9 protein-coding genes (1 of these 9 running past the window's edge) are annotated in these 17,524 nt (G+C 62.6%); 4 read left to right on the forward strand and 5 right to left on the reverse strand.

Annotated features, from left to right (window positions below; translation table 11 throughout):
- Together AC07V0_RS09995 and AC07V0_RS10000 are read right to left on the reverse strand one after the other, a co-directional pair.
- Positions 1–8,485, reverse strand: the 5' portion of a protein-coding gene (locus AC07V0_RS09995; protein WP_495019551.1) for a non-ribosomal peptide synthetase. It extends 3,887 nt beyond the left edge of the window; 8,485 of the gene's 12,372 nt are visible here — the first part of the coding sequence; it begins with the start codon at positions 8,483–8,485; the stop codon falls past the left edge of the window.
- 319 nt (positions 8,486–8,804) lie between these two features.
- A complete protein-coding gene (locus AC07V0_RS10000) occupies positions 8,805–9,542 on the reverse strand; it encodes a thioesterase II family protein (protein ID WP_086945110.1) in 738 nt (245 codons plus the stop codon).
- Between the two features lie 158 nt (positions 9,543–9,700).
- Here AC07V0_RS10000 and AC07V0_RS10005 point away from each other — a divergent pair, with 158 nt between their 5' ends.
- Positions 9,701–10,834 (forward strand): cupin-like domain-containing protein, encoded by a 1,134-nt coding sequence (locus tag AC07V0_RS10005; RefSeq protein WP_018925338.1) that lies wholly within the window; start codon positions 9,701–9,703, stop codon positions 10,832–10,834.
- Positions 10,835–10,854: 20 nt separating this feature from the next.
- Here the strand turns inward: AC07V0_RS10005 and AC07V0_RS10010 are convergent, their stop codons facing one another.
- Positions 10,855–12,027 (reverse strand): MFS transporter, encoded by a 1,173-nt coding sequence (locus tag AC07V0_RS10010; RefSeq protein ID WP_018925337.1) that lies wholly within the window; start codon positions 12,025–12,027, stop codon positions 10,855–10,857.
- A 162-nt stretch (positions 12,028–12,189) separates the two neighbouring features.
- On the opposite strand from AC07V0_RS10010, the gene AC07V0_RS10015 reads away from it, so the two are divergent.
- A complete protein-coding gene (locus AC07V0_RS10015; protein ID WP_086945111.1) occupies positions 12,190–14,013 on the forward strand; it encodes a glycoside hydrolase family 15 protein in 1,824 nt (607 codons plus the stop codon).
- Positions 14,014–14,112: 99 nt separating this feature from the next.
- On the opposite strand, the gene AC07V0_RS10020 is transcribed toward AC07V0_RS10015, so the two are convergent.
- Positions 14,113–14,487: a DUF6124 family protein gene (locus tag AC07V0_RS10020; RefSeq protein ID WP_086945112.1), complete on the reverse strand. Its 375-nt coding sequence runs from the start codon at positions 14,485–14,487 to the stop codon at positions 14,113–14,115.
- A 687-nt stretch (positions 14,488–15,174) separates the two neighbouring features.
- Here AC07V0_RS10020 and AC07V0_RS10025 point away from each other — a divergent pair.
- Both AC07V0_RS10025 and AC07V0_RS10030 read left to right on the forward strand, forming a co-directional pair.
- Positions 15,175–15,564: a hypothetical protein gene (locus AC07V0_RS10025; protein ID WP_086945113.1), complete on the forward strand. Its 390-nt coding sequence runs from the start codon at positions 15,175–15,177 to the stop codon at positions 15,562–15,564.
- Positions 15,565–15,623: 59 nt separating this feature from the next.
- Positions 15,624–16,514, forward strand: coding sequence for an alpha/beta fold hydrolase (locus AC07V0_RS10030; RefSeq protein ID WP_086945114.1), 891 nt, complete (start codon positions 15,624–15,626; stop codon positions 16,512–16,514).
- On the opposite strand, the gene AC07V0_RS10035 is transcribed toward AC07V0_RS10030, so the two are convergent.
- On the reverse strand, positions 16,483–17,475 hold the full coding sequence (locus tag AC07V0_RS10035; RefSeq protein ID WP_086945115.1) for a GlxA family transcriptional regulator: 993 nt from the start codon (positions 17,473–17,475) through the stop codon (positions 16,483–16,485). The two genes, AC07V0_RS10030 and AC07V0_RS10035, sit on opposite strands and share 32 nt — an antisense overlap.
- Positions 17,476–17,524: the final 49 nt, after the last annotated feature.

A 17,524-nucleotide genomic window follows, 5' to 3' on the forward strand; every position in this document is an offset into this window, starting at 1 on the left:
GCGTGCGCACCGTCAGTGCATGCTTGTTCTGTTGCCCGCCCTCGGGATTGTCCTCCGGCAACGCCACGTCGGCGCCGTGTAACTGCTGTTGCCACCAGGCCAGTTCGCTGCGCAGTTCAGCACTGCGGGCGTAGGTTTGCAGGTGCTCGGCCCAGACCTTGGCCGCACTGGTTTTGGCCGGCAATTGCAGGGGCTCGCCGCTCAACAGCTGACGGTAAGCGGTTTGCAGATCGTCAAACAGAATCCGCCACGACACGCCGTCCACCACCAGATGGTGGATCGCCAGCAACAGGCGCTGAGTGCCGTCATCGAGGTTCGCCAGCACCGCGCGCAGCAGCGGCCCGTGTTGCAGGTTCAAGCTGCGTTGCGCCTCATTGGCCACCGCTTCCAGTGCCGTGGCGTCGGCGACGTCAACCGCCCAGAGCAACGCCTCGGTCTGGCTGCCCGGCGCACGGTATTGCGCCTGCCAGCCCTCGGCCTGTTCGACGAAACTCAAGCGCAAGCCATCGTGGTGAGTAACCAGCGCACCAAACGCCTGCTCAAGCAGATTGGCATTCAGTATTTGCGTCGGCTTGAGCATCACCGCCTGGTTCCAGTGCTGACGCTCGGGGATGGTCTGTTCGAAGAACGCCTGCTGCACCGGCAATAACACCAGATCGCCTGTGACCGGCCCCTGATCGATGACCTGAGCCTGCTCACCCAACCGCGCCACCGTGGCCAGTGCCTGGATGGTCTGGTGCTGGAACAGGTCTTTTGGCGTGAAGCGGATGCCGGCCTGACGGGCGCGGCTGACCACTTGGATCGAGATGATCGAATCGCCGCCCAGTTCGAAGAAGTTGTCGCTCAAACCGACCTGATCGAGTTTCAGCACGTCCTGCCAGATCGTCGCCAGTTGCTGCTCCAGTACGCTTTGCGGCGCCACATAGGCTTGCTGCAATTGACTGACGTCCGGCTTGGGCAGGTTCTTGCGGTCGAGTTTGCCGTTCGGGGTCAGCGGCAGATGCTCAAGCAGCAGCAAATACGCCGGGACCATGTGCGCCGGCAGCGCGACTTTAAGTTGCTCGCGCAGGCTGTCAGCGAAATCGGCCCGTTCGGCATTGAACGCATCGGCGACCACATAAGCCACCAGGCGCTTGCCGCTGCCGGCGGTGCCTTCCTGGGCAACCACCACGGCTTCGCGCACACCTTCGAGGGCTTGCAGGCGCGCTTCGATTTCCCCCAGTTCGATGCGGAAACCGCGAATTTTCACCTGGTTGTCGATGCGATCCAGGTAATCGAACGTGCCATCGGCACGCTGCCGCACCAGGTCGCCGGTGCGGTACAGCAGGCCACCGACCGCGCTGAACGGATCGGCGACAAAGCGTTCCGCCGTCAGGCCGGGACGGTTCAGGTAACCCCGGGCCAGGCCGGTGCCGCCCAGGTACAGCTCACCGGCCATGCCTTGGGGCAGCAGGTTCAGGTCGGCGTCCAGCACGTAAGCGCTGCGGTCGCCGATGCGACTGCCGATCGGCGCGTAGGCCGCGCCGCACTGCACGTCGCGCCCGGCCTTCCAGATCAGCGGCGTGACCACGGTTTCGGTCGGGCCGTAGCCGTTGATGATGTAGTCCGGATCGAGCGCACGCTTGACCCGTTCGAAACTGGCGTTGGGCACGGCATCGCCGCCGAAGCAGTAGATCCGCACCTTCGGCGGGTGGCCTTCACGCTCGGCGTGTTCGGCCAGTTGTTGCAGGTAGACCGGCGGGAACGCCACCACCGTCACGCAGTGTTCGCGCATGGCGTTGTAGGTCTGTTCCGGGGTCCACAGGCTGTCGTCGCGAATCAGCAGCGAGGCACCGTGGGTCAGGCTGGTCAGCCAACGCTCGTGGGCGCCGTCGAAGGCGAAGGACATGAAGTGGAATTCGCAGTCGCTGTCACGCATTTCATAGCGTTCGCCAATGGCCTGGCAATGCATCGCCAGCGGGCCATGGGCGACGCTCACGCCTTTGGGGTTACCGGTGGAGCCGGAGGTGTAAATGACGTAAGCGAGGTTCTGCGGATCGAGCGGCACCTTGGGCGCGGTAAGGGATTGGCTGCGCAGATCGAGACGGTCGAGCTCCAGCACCGGGATCGCATCATCCACCGGCAACTGCGCAGAAACCGACGAATCGGTGATCAACAACGCCAGCCCCGAATCCTCGATCAGATAGGCCAGGCGTTCGCGCGGGTAGCTGGTGTCCAGCGGCACGTAGGCACCGCCGGCCTTGAGCACCGCCAGCAGCGCGACAATCACCCCTTCGCTGCGCGGCAAGGCCACGCCGACCCGGCTTTCCGGGCCGACACCCCGCGCGATCAGGGCGTGGGCCAACTGATTAGCGCGTTGGTCGATGTCGCCATAGCTGAACCGCTGACCGGCGAAAATCACCGCTGTGCGCTCGGGGCGTTGGGCGGCGAGTTCGGCGATGCGTTGGTGCACGGCGACATTCACCGGGTACGGCTGCGGCTGGTTATCGGCCTGTTGCTGCGCCCGTTCGGCGGCGCTGGCCAGGGCAATTTCACCAAGATTGCGTTCGGCCGACTCGGCGAACTGCTCCAGCAGTTGCAGCAGGTGCGCACAGATGCGTTCGATCGCGGACGTTGAGAAATGCGCCCGGTCGAAGCTGTAATGCAGGGCCAGGGTCTGGCCCAATGTCACGGCGACGCTCAACGGATAATGGGTTTGCTCAAGGTTGGCGACGTCGCCGAACACCACGCCTTGCTCCGCGCCCTGTTGCAGCGCCTGGGCAATCGGGTAGTTCTCGAACACCAGAATGTTGTCGAACAGCGCTTCGCCGCCCTGCCCGGCCCAGCGTTGAATGTCCGCCAGCGGCGTGTGCTCGAACTCGCGCAGGCTGAGGTTTTGCGCCTGTACCGCTTGCAACCAGTGGCCGACGCTTTGGTCCGGACGCGGCGTGCCGATCACCGGCAAGGTATTGATGAACAAGCCGACCGCTTGCTCGATGCCGGGCAAGTCTGCCGGACGCCCGGCCACCGTGGCGCCGAACGCCACGGTTTCATGTCCGGTGTAGCGTTGCAGCAACAGCAGCCACGCGGCTTGCACCAAGGTGTTGAGGGTGACTTTCTGTTGCCGGGCAAAAGTTTCAAGGTGTTGGGTGCGACTGATGTCCAGGGTCTGGAAATGATCGCCGTGCCCACTCAGGGTTTCATTGCCGGACAGCACCCGCGCCAGTCGGGTCGGCTCTTGCAAGGAGGCCAATGGCTCGCGCCAGAAGTCCTGGCTCAGTTGCGCATCCTGACGCTGCAACCAAGCGATGTAATCGCGATAGCGCCCGCCGGTGGCCATCGGTACGCGACCGCTGTAACGCTGCAAGACTTCGCCGAGCAACTGCGAGTTGCTCCAGCCGTCCATCAGGATGTGGTGATGGGTGTAAATCAGCTGCCAGCGATCGGCTGCGGTGTGCACCAGCACCAGTCGTAGCAACGGCGCCTGACTCAGGTCGAATCCTTGTTGGCGCTCGGCATTGGCCAGTTCATTCAAGGCCTGAAGCTGATCGTCACGCTCACGCCAGTCGAGCACTGTGAACGGCAACTGCACCTGCTTGTGGACGATCTGCACCGGTTGTTCCAGTTCGCCTTGCCAGACAAAACCTGTGCGCAAGATGTCCTGTGCATCGACCGTGGCCTGCCAAGCGGCGCGGAAACGCTCCGGCTCGAGGCCTTGCACCTCCACCCGCAGCTGATTGATGTATTCACCCGCCGCCTGCTCGTACAGGGTATGGAACAACAGCCCCTGCTGCATCGGCGACAGCGGATAGAGGTCGTCGAGTTGGCCGACGGCCACCGGCAATGCATCGAGTTGTGCCTGGGTGATGCGCGCCAGCGGGAAGTCCGATGGCGTGGCCTGTGGAGCATCGAGGGTGCAGCAATGCTCGATCAATGCGTTGAGTTCGACAGCGTATTGATCAACCAGCTGCTGGATGGTCGTGGTGTCGAACATCTCGCGGCTGAAGGCCCAGCTCATCGACAGCTCGCCGCCGTACACCTGGCCTTCGACCGTCAGCCAGTTGGCCAACGGCGCCGACGGATCCTGGGCCACACCGCTGCCTTCGCTGGACGGCACAAACAACGCCGCTTCGTCGAACTGACGGTCGAACTGCCCCAGGTAGTTGAAGGTGATGCGCGGTTGCGGCATGGCTGCCAGTGCGGCGCCAACCTGCGAGTCGCCCAGATAGCGCAGCACGCCGTAGCCCAGTCCTTTGTCCGGCACCGCGCGCAGTTGCTCCTTGACCGTTTTGATCGATGCGCCGAGGTCGCCGACCGGGCTCAGGTTGACCGGGAACAGACTGGTGAACCAGCCGACAGTGCGGGTCAAATCGATATCGTCGAACAGGTCTTCACGGCCGTGGCCTTCGAGCTGGATCAACGTGCTGCCCTGCCCGCTCCAGCGGCACACGGCCCGCACCAGCGCGGTCAGCAGCAAATCATTGACCTGAGTGCGATAAGCCGCCGGCGCCTGTTGCAGCAGTTTGCGGGTTTGTTCGGCATCGAAGGTCAGTTCGACTTTCTGCTCGAAACGGTTTTGCAGTGCACCGTCTGGGCGGTCGCACGGCAAGTCGGTTTGCGGCGCATCGCGCAGTTGCGCCTGCCAATAATCGACACTGTTGTGGAACGTTGGCAGGTGGCTTTGCAGACGCGCCACCCAGCGCTGGTATGAACTGGTTTTCGCCGCCGTTGTCAGCGTCGAGCCGTCGCGTGCCTGACGATAGAACTGCTGCAGATCTTCGAGCAATACCCGCCACGACACACCGTCCACCGCCAAGTGGTGAATCACCAGCAGCAGCCGCTGAGTGCCATCGGCCATCTGCACCGACAACGCTCGCAGCAACGGGCCGTTGCCCAGATCAAGACTGCGCTGGGCTTCGTCGCACAATGCATTCAGCTCTTCGAGCGATTGCGCCGAGCGTTGCCACAACACCGACTCAACAGACGCTGCGTCATAGGCCTGCTGCCAACCGGCGTCGGTCTGTTGATAACGCAGACGCAACCCATCGTGATGCTGGAGCAACTGCGCCAACGCCTGATCCAGCGCCCCGGCATCCAGCGCTTCGCGCGGCACCAGCACCAGCGACTGGTTCCAGTGATGACGCTCAGGGATGGCTTGCTCGAAGAACCAGTGCTGCACCGGCGCCAAGGCCACCGCGCCAACAGCCGGACCTTGATCGATCAGGTTCTGTTCGCCGCTGCGGGCCACTTGCGCCAGGCCGCGGATAGTCTGGTGCTGGAACAAGTCTTTGGGGCTCAACAGGATGCCCGCCTGGCGCGCGCGGCTGACCACTTGCATCGACACAATGGAGTCGCCGCCCAGCTCGAAGAAATTGTCTTCCAGGCCGACGTTGTCGATGGCCAGGATGTCTTGCCAGATCGCCGCCAGCGACTTTTCCAGCGCCGTGTGCGGCGCCACGTGTTCACGTTGTTGCTGGGAGCCGTCGACCGCAGGCAAGGCCTTGCGGTCGAGCTTGCCGTTGGGGGTCAACGGCAATTGTTCGAGGAACAGCAGATACGCCGGGACCATGTAGTCCGGCAAATGTCGGCGCAGCGCGGCTTTCAGGGCTTCGCGCAGGCTCGCTTGAGCATCGGCATCGTCCGCCAACACCGCGGCATCGGTCGGCACGATGTAGGCGACCAGTTGCTGACCGCTGGCGCCATCCTGGGCCAGCACCGCCAGTTCGCGGACCACGTCCTGCTGCAACAGGCGCGCTTCGATCTCACCCAGCTCGATGCGGAAACCACGAACCTTGACCTGATGGTCGATGCGACCGACGTATTGCAACGCGCCATCGACCTGATAACGGGTCAGGTCACCGGTGCGATACAGACGCTCGCCGTTGCTGGCAAACGGGTTCGGCACGTACTTCTCGGCGGTCATGCCCGGTCGCGCCAAGTAACCCCGGGTGATGCCCGCGCCGGCCAGGTACAGCTCAGCCGATACGCCCTGCGGCACCGGTTGCAGATCGGCGTCGAGCAAATAGCTGGCGGTGTGTTTGAGCGGGCGACCAATGTTCGCCGTGCCACCCGCTTCGCGACGGGTCCAGGTGGAATAGGTGGTGTCTTCCGACGGGCCATAAAGATCGTAGACATGCTCAACGGTCGGCTGCCCATAAAGCGCGTCGACCAGCGACTGCTTCAGCGGCTCACCGGCGAGGTTGATGATGCGCACGCTCGGCGGGATCTGCCCGGCACTGTGCAGCGCATTGATCGCCGACGGTACGGTGTTGATCAGGCGCACCTGATCGCGGGCCGGCAGTTGCGGCAACTCCAGGGCGTTGCGGGCGATGATCAGCGAGCCGCCGTTGGCCAGGGTGACAAACAACTCCCACACCGACAGGTCGAAACACACCGAAGTCGAGGCCAGTACCCCCTGAATATCGTCGCGGCTGTACACCGATTGCGACCAGTCGATCAGCGCCAGCACGTTGCGATGGGTGATGGCCACGCCTTTGGGCTTGCCGGTGGAGCCGGAGGTGTAGATCACATAAGCGAGGTTATCCGGCGTGACGCGAGTGACCGGAGCGCTGCTTGGGTAAGCGGCCAGCCATGGCTCGGCGCTGTCCATCAACAACACTTGTGTCTCGGCAGCGATGCTCAATGTTGCCGCAACGGCCTGCTCGGTCAGCAGCACCAATGCACGGCTGTCTTCGAGCATGTAGGCCACGCGGTCGGCCGGGTAATCCGGGTCCAGCGGCACGTAGGCGCCGCCGGCCTTGAGCACCGCCAGCAGAGCTACCAGCAGGCTGTCGGAACGCTGCATCGCCACGCCGACCCGCACTTCCGGACCCACGCCCAACTCGATCAGCTTGTGGGCGAGTTGGTTGGCGCGGCTGTCGAGTTCGGCGTAAGTCAGTTGTTTGGCCGCGAAGGTCGCCGCCAGCGCATCCGGTTGGGCGGCGACCTGGCGGTCGATCAATTGATGGATGCACAGATCATCGGCGAAACCTTCGTCAGCGCGATTCCAGTCATGGACGATGCGTTGGTATTCCTCGGCTTCAAGCAACGGCAAATCGCTGATGCGCTGCTGGCTGTCGTTGACCATGCCGTGCAGCAAATGGGTCCAGTGCCGCGCCATGCGCTCGATGGTCGGCGCATCGAACAGGTCATTGGCGTAGGTCAGCGCGGCGTGCAGTGTGCCGGCCTTTTCATAGGTGTCCAGGGTCAGGTCGAACTGGGTGGTGCGCCCTTCCCATTCGATCACGCCCAGCTCCAGGCCTGAGGCGGTGGTCACCGTGGAAATGTCCGCCACCTGCGGCTGATGGTTGTACATCACCTGGAACAACGGCGTGTGGCTGAGGCTGCGTTCCAGCTTCAATGCTTCCACCAGCCGCTCGAATGGCAAGTCCTGATGGGCCTGGGCGCCGAGGGCGGTTTCCTTGATGTCACTGAGCAAATCCGCCACGCGGGTCTGGCCGTCGAGCCGGGTGCGCAGCACTTGGGTGTTGACGAAGAAACCGATCAGGCCTTCGATTTCGCCGCGATTGCGGTTGGCGATCGGCACGCCGACGCGGATGTCGGTCTGCCCGGTGTAACGGTGCAGCAACGCGTTGAACGCACCAAGCAACAGCATGAACAAGGTGATGTTGTGCTTCTGCGCGGTGGCTCGCAGTTGCTCGGCCAATGGGCCGTCGACGCCGAACTCATAACGCGTGCCGCGATAGCTGGGCATCGCCGGGCGCGGGTGATCGGTGGGCAGCTCCAGCACCGGATGCTCGAAGCCCAATTGGGCTTGCCAGTATTCCAGCTGCCGCGCCTGCTCGCCGGCCTCCAGCCAGCGGCGTTGCCACAAGGCGTAGTCGCTGTATTGAATCGGCAACGGCGCGAGCTGCGGTTGCGCGCCGGCATCATGGGCGTCGTAGCAGCGGATGAACTCGTCGATCAACACGTTCATCGACCAGCCATCAGAAACGATGTGGTGCAGGGTCAGCAGCAGCACGTGCTCCTGCTCGGCGAGCTTGAGCAGCTTGACCCGCAGCAGCGGCCCGACGGCCAAATCGAACGGCAGCAACGATTGCTGCTGGGCGGCCTCGGCCACGGCCTGTTCGCGCTCAAGGGTTGGCAGCGCGCTGAAATCAATTTGCTCGATCACCAACGGCGCACTGGCAGGTGCCTGTTGCAGGGACTCGTCGGCCTGGCGCTGGAACACCGTGCGCAGGGTTTCATGACGCGCCACCAGGCTGGCGAACGCTTGCTCCAGGGCCGGCAGGTTCAGTTGCCCAGTCAGGCGCACTGCGCCCGGCAAGTTGTAGGCGCCGCTGTGCGGGTCCAGTTGCCAGAGAAACCACATGCGCTGCTGGGCGTAGGACAGCGCTTGCCGGTCCTCGGACTCGACCCCTTGCGGAATCGGAAAACGGGCGAAGTCCACGCCCTCCTTGTGCAAGGCCGCAAGGAACATCTGGCGCTTTTCCAGGGGCAACCCGATAAACCGGCGAGCAAGTTTCAAGGAGTCTTCAGCATTCATTTCTTAGCATCCGGATCAGTAGGCAGGAAGCACAAAGGCACGTCGTCCCTATGAAACGAATGCAGACCGGAAAAATTAGCGTTTGAGAACAAGTATCAGGAAGGGAGGTCGAAGCGGCTGGAATCGGCGGTGCGGCGAAGAAATGACGGCCGAACACAGACCTGTGGCGAGGGAGCTTGCTCCCGCTCGGCTGCGCAGCAATCGTAAACCGGCGAATGTGGTATTCCTGACACAGCGAGGTCGCAGGTTTTAGGGTTGCTTTGCAACCAAGCGGGAGCAAGCTCCCTCGCCACAGAGATCACCAAACTGAAGCATCGTGTTAACCGACAGCCGCCAAGGCATGCCGCCGATGGTGAACCTCCAGCTGATCCTTGATCACCCGCAGCACCTTGGCTTCGTGCTCATGAATGAAGAAGTGCCCACCGGCCAGCATGTCCACCGAAAAGCTGCCGAGGGTTTCCCTGCTCCAGCCGATCAACTGTTCGGTGGTGGCCTTGTCGGCCTTACCACCCAGCACATGCACCGGGCACTTGAGCAATGGCCGCTGCACCGGCTGAAAACGCCCACACAATAGAAAATCCGCACGCAGAATCGGCAGTGTCAGGCTCATCAGCTCTTCATTGGCCAGCACCGCTTCGCTGGTGCCATTGAGCGTGCGTAGCTGCTCGATCAACTGCGCATCGGTTTTGGGCTCGGCAAAGCCGCGATCGTAGTCGGCGCGCATCGTTGGCGCCGCCGTCCCCGAGGCAAACAGCGCCACCGGTTCCGGACAACCCAGCGCACGAAAGGCGTGGGCCAGCTCACACGCGAGCAAGGCGCCCAGGCTATGGCCAAACAGCGCATAGGGCGCCTTGAGCGTCGAACGCAACTCCCTGGCCAATTGCATCGCCAGCGCGCGCATGTCGGTGTGCAGCGGTTCGCCAAACCGTGCGCCCCGCCCCGGCAGCTCCACCGGTTGCAACTGCAGCCACTGCGGCAACTTGCGTCGCCAACGGCTGTAGACCATGGCACTGGCGCCAGAATACGGCAGGCACAGCAGGGTCAGCTTGGTCACCACGTTTACCTCAAAAAGTCGTCTGTATGGGAAGACGACCCGCCAGCAGCGCAAATTAGTCAGCGTCGGTTAAATCTCCGCTGCAGGTGCTCGTTTCTCTTCAAACCAGAATCAGTTCAAACCAAAACCAGCTCAGACCAAAACCAACAAGAGGCGTCGCCGTGGACCTGCAGACCATCCTGGGCAAACTGTTCGCCAATGCCGGTGCCGTCGGCATCGAAGGGGTTTTTCAATTCGTGTTCGGCCCGCATCAGGCGTACTGGTCCGAGGTCAAGGCCAGCAGCCGCACCGAAGCCGGCCGTCATGCCAGCCCCGACGTGACCATCGAAGTCGCGGAACAGGACTTTCTCGGGATCATGGGCGGCATGGCCAATGTCGAGGAACTGTTCGCCAGCGGCCGCTTGAAAATCGGCGGCAACATGGGCCTGGCGACGATGCTGCCGCAGATCATCGATCACGCCCGCCATGGTGGCGGCGTGGTGGAAAAGGTCGACATGAACAAGCGCTACCCGACCCCGCCGCGTTTCAGCGAAAAGGTCTCCGCCAGCCTGTCGCCCCAACGCTCGGTGGAGCGTCGGCCACGTCGCGAACTGTCAGTGCTGGAGTTCGAAACGCGCTACCTGCCCCACGGGATTCCGCTGGTGATCAGCGATGCCCTGCAAGACTGGCCCCTGTTCAAGCTCAGCCGCGAAGAATCGCTGGTGCATTTCGCCGAACTGCAAGGCATCACCCGCCACGGCGATTACGTGAAGAAAACCTTCTCCACGGAGCGGGATTTTCGCTCCACCTCCATGGCCGAGTTCATCGCTTCGCTGGACACCCCGGCAGTGAAAAGCGCCGATGGCGAACCTCCGGCGTACATGGGCAACAACATCCTGCCGGCGCAGTTGATGGAGCAGATCAAGTACCCGCCCTATTTCGATCAAGCGCTGTTCATCCCGCCCCGCATCTGGATCGGCCCCAAGGGCACGCTGACACCGCTGCACCGCGACGACACCGACAACCTGTTCGCTCAGGTCTGGGGCCAGAAAACCTTCACCCTCGCCGCGCCCCATCACCGTGAAGCCCTCGGCACCTGGTCGACAGCCCCGCAGGGCGGGCTCGACGGTTGTGATTTCAACCCGGATGCGCCGGATTACCAGCGTTTCCCCGGCGCGCAAGACGTGACGTTTCTGCGAGTAACCCTGGAGGCCGGCGACCTGCTGTTTCTGCCCGAAGGCTGGTTCCATCAGGTGGAATCGGTCTCGACATCGTTGTCGGTGAATTTCTGGGTGAATTCGGGAAGAGGCTGGTAATCCCTTACGGGAGCAGCGGGCTATTTCAAATGACGGAAACTCTGCACCGCCGCCCCCAACACCACGGCACCCGCGGCAATCGACACCCAGAACCCGCTGCGCGCCCCGAACGCATCCACCAGCCAGCCGGAACTGGCCGCGCCGATCGCCACGCCGATGCTCAAACCGGTGACCAGCCAGGTCAGGCCTTCGGTGAGTTTGGCCGGCGGCACGATGCGCTCCACCAGCGCCATCGCCACAATCAGGGTCGGAGCGAAGAACAGCCCGGCAACGAACACCGCCAGCGACAAGCCGACAATATTCGCCGCCAGCAGCAACGGCAACGTGGTCACCGCCGTCGCTACCCCGCCATAGAGAAACAGTAACGGCAGCGGCAGTTTCGAGCGCAGCGCGCCGAACGCCAACCCGGCCAGGCATGAACCGATGGCATACACCGACAGCACAATGCTCGCGGCCGCCGGTTGCCCCTGCTGCGCGGCGAAGGCAACGCTGACCACATCCACCACACCGACAATAGTGCCCATGGCAACCATCAACAGCATCAACAACTGGATCTCGCTCGAGCGGATGATCGAACCCTGATGGTGTTCTTCATGGGGATGCACTGGCGGCTCGGTGCCGCGCTGCAACACAAGCGCCGTGACCCCGATCGCCAGCATCAGCAACGCCGCCAACGGCCCCGCCTCGGGGAACGCCACCACGCACAACCCCACCGACAGCGGCGGCCCGACGATAAAACACACCTCATCCAGCACCGACTCCAGCGCATAGGCGGTTTGCAACTCAGGGCGACCGCGATACAACTCGGTCCAGCGTGCCCGCACCATCGCCGACATGCTCGGCATGCAACCGGCCAGCGCGGCAAACGCAAACAACGTCCAGTGCGGCGCCTGCAAGCGGGTGCAGAGCAACAGCATCAACAGCGCCCCGCCGCCGACCAGCGCCGACAGCGGCAAGATCCGGCCTTGCCCAAAACGGTCCACCAGCCGCGAAACCTGCGGCGCACAAAACGCCGTGGCCAGGGCAAAAGTCGCCGCGACGGAGCCCGCCAGGCCGTAACCGCCCTGGAGCTGCGAGAGCATGGTGATCAGGCCGATGCCGGTCATGGAAATCGGCATGCGCGCGATCATCCCGGCCAGCACAAAGGCACGGGCGCCTGGGGCGTGGAACAGCTCGCGGTAGGGGTTTGCCATGGGATCGGGCCTCAACAAGGGCCTGCAACTTGCCACAGCGTCGGTCTGCGGGAAAGCGTCGAATTGTAGGTTGAGTGTGAACGCCGGTTCGGCGCCAAATGAACTCTCTGTGGCTTTAACCAGTCAGCTGGTTAGGCCCTCGATTCCCGGAGTTCTGCGGCAATGGCTGATCCTTCCGAACGACAAAGCGCGATCGACGCCCACGGCATCATTGGCGACATGCGCAGCGCGGCGCTGGTCAACGACAAGGGCAGCGTGGACTTTTTCTGCTGGCCGGAATTCGACAGCCCGTCGATCTTCTGCGCGCTGCTGGACAGCCCCGAAGCCGGCATCTTCCAATTGGCTCCGGACCTGCCCGACGCCCGCCGCGAGCAGATTTACCTGCCCGACACCAACGTCTTGCAAACCCGCTGGCTCAGCGATCATGCGGTGGTCGAAGTCACCGACCTGCTGCCCATCGGCGACAGCGAGGATGATTTGCCGATGTTGATGCGCCGGGTGCGCGTGGTCAGCGGTCGGGCGACGATTCAGATGTTGTGCAACCTGCGTCATGACTATGCGCGGGCTCACACCAAGGCGCGGGCGCGCGGCCGCAGTGTGTATTTCGAGGCCACCGGTCAGCCGCCCATGCAGCTGTGTGCGGATCAGCCCTTGCGCGTCGAGGGCAACGCAGCGATTGCCGAATTCACCCTCGAACAGGGCCAGAGCGCCGAGTTTTTGCTCGGCGGCGTTGACGATCCGCGCTTCAAGGAAGGCGCCGCCGATCTGTGCCTGGAGCGCACCCTGAAGTTTTGGCGCAACTGGATCGGCCAGTCCAATTACCGCGGGCGCTGGCGGGAAATGGTCAATCGCTCGGCCCTGGCGCTGAAGCTGCTGACCTCGCGCAAACACGGCGCCATCCTCGCCGCCGCCACCTTCGGCCTGCCGGAAACACCTGGCGGCACACGCAACTGGGACTACCGCTACACCTGGATCCGCGACGCCTCGTTCACCGTCTACGCCTTCATGCGCCTGGGCTTCGTCGAGGAAGCCAACGCCTACATGCGCTGGCTGCGCGGCAGGGTCAGTGATTGCCGGGGTAAACCGATGAAACTCAATATTCTCTACGCCATCGATGGCCGCCAGGAACTGCCGGAAACCGAACTTTCGCACCTGTCCGGCCATGGCGGCGCGACGCCGGTGCGCATCGGCAATCAGGCCTACGAACAAATCCAGCTCGACATCTTCGGCGAGCTGATGGACGCGGTGTACCTGGTCAACAAGTACGGTGAGGCGATCTCCCACGAAGGCTGGAAACACACCGTGGAAGTGGTCGATCAGGTCTGCGAAACCTGGCAGCAAAAGGACGTTGGCATCTGGGAAATGCGCGGCGAGCAGCATCATTTCCTGCACTCGCGACTGATGTGCTGGGTAGCGCTGGATCGGGCCATCCGGCTGGCCTCCAAACGCTCGCTGCCCGCCCCGTTCGCCCGTTGGGACCAGACCCGTCAAGCGATCTACGCCGACATCTGGAGCAACTTCTGGAACGAAGAACGCGGGCATTTCGTCCAGCACATCGGCGGCACCGGCCTCGACGGCTCGATGCTGCTGATGCCGCTGGTGCGCTTCGTCAGCGCCAAGGATCCGCGCTGGATCGCGACCCTCGAAGCCATCGAAAAACACCTGGTGCGCGCGGGCATGGTCTACCGCTACCGCAACGACGACAGCCAGATCGACGGCCTGCCCGGCACCGAAGGCGCCTTCGCTGCCTGCTCGTTCTGGTACGTCGAATGCCTGGCCCGCGCCGGCCAGGTAGAAAAGGCGCAGCTGGAGTTCGAGCAATTGCTGCGGTACGCCAACCCGTTGGGGCTGTACGCCGAAGAGCTGGACAGCCACGCGCGGCACTTGGGCAACACACCACAAGCACTGACGCACCTGGCGCTGATCAGCGCGGCGAGCTTTCTGGATCGGAAGTTGAGTGGGGAGAAGAACTTCTGGCAGCCTTGAGACTGAGGTGACTGCTTCGCGGGCAAGCCTCGCTCCTACACGGAACCGGGTTCAATTCGAGTCCAATGTGGGAGCGAGCTTGCTCGCGATGACGAGGGATCAGCTGTGTGGCGCAGGCTTCGGTACGTCGACGTTATCCAGCACCCGATTCACTGCCAGCTCGGCCAGCATGATGACTTGCTGAATCGCCAGGAGCGTATGCCGCTGTGGGGCGTCGACATAAGCGGCAATGTCGCTGGTCATGACGCTGGCTGAGGCCAGTGATTCGCAGACATGGGCCAGCAGACTTTCGTTATCCATATCCGGCGCAACTAGAAACATCCTGCTTGGCTTACGACCTTCGGTTTTTTTCGGGGTGGGTTTGAGGTAGTGGTCGAGCGCGCGTTCGGCGGCGTCGTGGAGTTTTTTCGAATCGAGGGATTCATAGGGCGAAACGTCGTCGGTTTCTGGGGGATTCGGTGTGGCTTTGAACATGGTGACACTCCAAATGAGAAGTTGAGCTGCCACTGATCGCTGCGACGCGATGGAGGGAGGCAGCTGTACGCGGGGTCGCAGACCGAGTCATTTGGAAACCCGGCATACCCGAAGGTATCCCGCGCACAGCCACCATAAGACCAAACGACACACTCCGAAGGAGCGTTGGTTGGGCGGCGGCGATTATGCACCAAATGAACTGAACGGACTGCGACGCCCGGTCGCTGAATTTGCAACGACCCCCAAAGCCTATCGGCTCCCTTTCCTAACCAACAACCGCCAAAACTCGTCAGAAATATCCACTTTTACGACACTTTTTGTAGGATCAAGACCTACCCGCGATGAACTTAAACACACTCTGCCTGGCAGGACTGACCTCCTGTGGCGAGGGAGCTTGCTCCCGTTGGGGCGCGCAGCGGCCCTGAAATCTGCAACCACATTCCTCCAGAAGCACCGTATTTACTGGCTTAGCGACTGCTGCGCAGCCGAACGGGGGCAAGCCCCTTCGCCACAGGATTGCGTAGGCCAATCGCCTACATTCACTAAACAAACCAGCCCAATCAACACCTGGTAACTGATTCCTACATCCGGAAATACCTTGTTGCCAGCACCTACATCCATCCCTACCATCCACGCTCAACGGGCACAGCGGAGCTGTCCAACAAAACCCGAATTCAAGGAACCAGAATGACCCAGCGCATCCATCGCAGCATCAACGTCCCACTCCGATCAGGCCTGAACCGGACTGAATTGTGGGAAGGCCCCGACAAAGGCTTGATCAAATGCTGGGAGATCGGCCGTCAGCGCGCCGCCCGCTTCCCCGACCTCGCCCACCAATGCCTCACCGGCGAACTCCCGGTGCTGGGTTGGAAAGGTGGCGTCAGCCGCAGCCTGAAGAAACTCGAAAAATACGGATCCCTCAAATACCTCGCCCAATGGCAAGGGTTACGCGGGGAAGATCTGGATATTGATCTGAGCGCAGAACGGGCGTTGACCTGTTCCAGGACCAAAATGGTCGTGACATTTACGCCGGATCGGTCGAAGTATTTCAACCAGGTAGCGGACGTGGAAGCCTGAGAAGCAAGGCCTCAGGTCGATCTGAATCAGCCGTTGATAGACAGCCCATGGAGCATCGAATGCAGATCCAACATGTCCTGACGCCAAACCTCGATATTGCCTGCGAAACACACGGCCCCAGCACCGGTGACCCAGTCATCCTTCTGCACGGCTTCCCCTACTCCCCCCGCGCCTACGACGACATCGCTCCAGCCCTCGCCGCAAAGGGCTACCGTGTGATCGTTCCGTACCTGCGCGGCTACGGCCCGACCCGTTTCAACTCCCCCGCCACCCTGCGCTCTGGCCAGCAGGCCGCCCTCGCCCAGGATTTGCTGGACCTGATGGACGCCCTCGCCATCAAACAAGCCGCGCTGTGCGGTTACGACTGGGGCGGTCGGGCGGCGTGCATTGTCGCGGCGCTAAGGCCGGAGCGGGTGCGCTGCCTGGTGACCGGGGACGGTTACAACCTGCAGAACATTCCCCGCTCCAGCCAGCCTCTGGATCCGCAGACTGAACATCGTCTCTGGTATCAGTATTACTTCCACACCCCGCGCGGCGTGGAAGGCTTGACCCAAAACCGCCGGGCCCTGTGCGAACTGCTCTGGCGCCTGTGGTCACCGACCTGGGCGCAAAATGCCGAACGATATCCCTTGAGCGCGCCAGCCTTCGATAATCCGGATTTCGTCGACGTAGTAATTCACTCGTACCGGCACCGGTTCATGTATGCGCCCGGCGACCCGACGCTGGAATGGATGGAAGAAGCGCTGACCCGACAACCGGCAATCAGCGTGCCGACAATTTCCCTGTGCGGTGCCGATGACGGTGTGGGGCCCGCGCCTGAAGTCGATGAAGACGCCGGGCATTTTACCGGCCCTTACGAACGCCGAGTGTTGGCGGGCGTCGGGCATGACATTCCCGAGGAAGCGCCCGAGGCGACGCTCAAGGCAATACTGGATCTGCTGAAGGGCTGACGGAAAACCGCTCGCGATAAGCCTGCGGTGTCACGCTCATGGCCCGCAGAAAACTGCGGCGCAGGGTCTCTTCGCTACCAAACCCGCATTGCATCGCGACCCGTTTGATCGGTACGCCGGTGTCGCTGAGCAGTCGTCGCGCGGTCTCGACCCGAATCAGTTCTATGGCCCGCGCCGGGGTCTGGCCGGTGTCGGTGCGGTAGTGACGGACGAAGCTGCGCTCGCTCATCCCGGCCTGCAAGGCCAAGGTCGGGATGCCAAGGTCCTTGGTGAGGTTTTCGCTGATCCAGGCGTGAAGCTCGTCGAATCGGTTGCCTTCTTTCTGCAAAGACAGGGTCACGCTGAACTGCGACTGGCCCCCCGGACGCTTGAGAAACACCACCAGTTGCCGGGCGACTTCGAGGGCCATGGTTCGGCCGAGGTCTTGTTCGACCATGGCCAGCGCCAGGTCAATGCCCGCGGTAACCCCGGCCGAGGTCCAGACCGGACCGTCGTTGATGAAGATCGGGTTGTGTTCGACCTGCAGTTTGGGATGCTGCTGCGCCAATTGCTCGCAGCGGGTCCAGTGCGTCACCACCCGTCGACCATCAAGCCAGCCGCTGGCCGCCAGCAAAAACGCCCCGGTACACACTGACGACACCCGCCGGCAATCTCGCGCATGCTCACGCACCCACCCCACCAGCGACGCGTCCTGCGCCGCCGCGTAAACGCCCCAGCCACCGGCAATGATCAAGGTGTCGCTGCCCCGATTCGGCAGCGGTTCTGCCAACAGTGCCAACCCCGCCGACGACATCACCGCCCCGCCACCGCTGGCAATCACTGACGGCGCATAGGGCGGCGGCAGACCTTGCTGGCGGGCAATGTCATTGGCCGAGGCAAACACCTGCAACGGCCCGGTGACATCGAGCACTTGCACGTTGGCGAAGGCCAGCACATGAATGGTTTTCGGGTGGTTTGGCATGATTGGCGTAATTCGTGGGGTTATTGGCGTATTCGCCAAATCCTACGAG

It is taken from the genome of Pseudomonas sp. GW821-FHT01E10 (genome assembly GCF_059422365.1).

What these genes read in the sequence shown, in the direction of transcription:
- AC07V0_RS10010 (WP_018925337.1), bottom strand. Translation starts at nt 12,027, where the DNA reads ATGGCAAACCCCTACCGCGAGCTGTTCCACGCCCCAGGCGCCCGTGCC.
- AC07V0_RS10015 (WP_086945111.1), top strand. Translation starts at nt 12,190, where the DNA reads ATGGCTGATCCTTCCGAACGACAAAGCGCGATCGACGCCCACGGCATC.
- AC07V0_RS10020 (WP_086945112.1), bottom strand. Translation starts at nt 14,487, where the DNA reads ATGTTCAAAGCCACACCGAATCCCCCAGAAACCGACGACGTTTCGCCC.
- AC07V0_RS10025 (WP_086945113.1), top strand. Translation starts at nt 15,175, where the DNA reads ATGACCCAGCGCATCCATCGCAGCATCAACGTCCCACTCCGATCAGGC.
- AC07V0_RS10030 (WP_086945114.1), top strand. Translation starts at nt 15,624, where the DNA reads ATGCAGATCCAACATGTCCTGACGCCAAACCTCGATATTGCCTGCGAA.
- AC07V0_RS10035 (WP_086945115.1), bottom strand. Translation starts at nt 17,475, where the DNA reads ATGCCAAACCACCCGAAAACCATTCATGTGCTGGCCTTCGCCAACGTG.